Source organism: Nocardia lijiangensis NBRC 108240 (genome assembly GCF_001613045.1).
Taxonomy (GTDB): Bacteria; Actinomycetota; Actinomycetes; order Mycobacteriales; family Mycobacteriaceae; genus Nocardia; species Nocardia lijiangensis.
In genome coordinates this window covers 1-508 of record NZ_BDBP01000230.1, presented here as the reverse complement: position 1 = coordinate 508, position 508 = coordinate 1, and the positions used below count along the sequence as shown (strand labels likewise).

Below are 508 nucleotides of genomic sequence, written 5' to 3'. Positions count from 1 at the left end.
GATCACTTCACGAAGAGAAGCCCCCACCAACGGATCCAGCACCGCGAACACCCGATCCAACGCCGCGGCAAACGGCGGGAACATGCACAGCTCCAGTCCCATTCCCATCCGCTGCGAACCTTGGCCGGAAAACACCACGCCCACACCGAAATCCGAGTCGGCACTGGTACCGACGGCGACACCGAACCCCGCCGCCTCCTCACGCAACACACCGGCATCCTGCCCGGCGGCGACCCGAGCCAACCCAGCCAGCAACGCTTCCCAGTCCCGGCCGACGACCACCGCGCGATGGTCGAACAACGTACGAGAGTCCAGCAGCGCCCGACCCACCTGACCCGGATCCAGCGCGGTCCGTTCCTGCACATGGGTCAGCAGGCGGCCCGCTTGATCGCTCAGCGCGGCAGCGGATTTCGCCGACACCACCCACACGTGGGGCTGACCGGACCCGACGGTAGTTCCGGGCGCCTGCTCCGCACCAGTCTCGATCGGAGCTTGTTCGAGGATGACG

Annotated in this window: 1 pseudogene; it reads right to left on the bottom strand. The window is 66.9% G+C overall.

The window, feature by feature from the left end:
- Window positions 1-420: pseudogene (locus NL1_RS36040) on the bottom strand (modular polyketide synthase); the annotation flags it as partial.
- Window positions 421-508 lie beyond the last annotated feature (88 nt).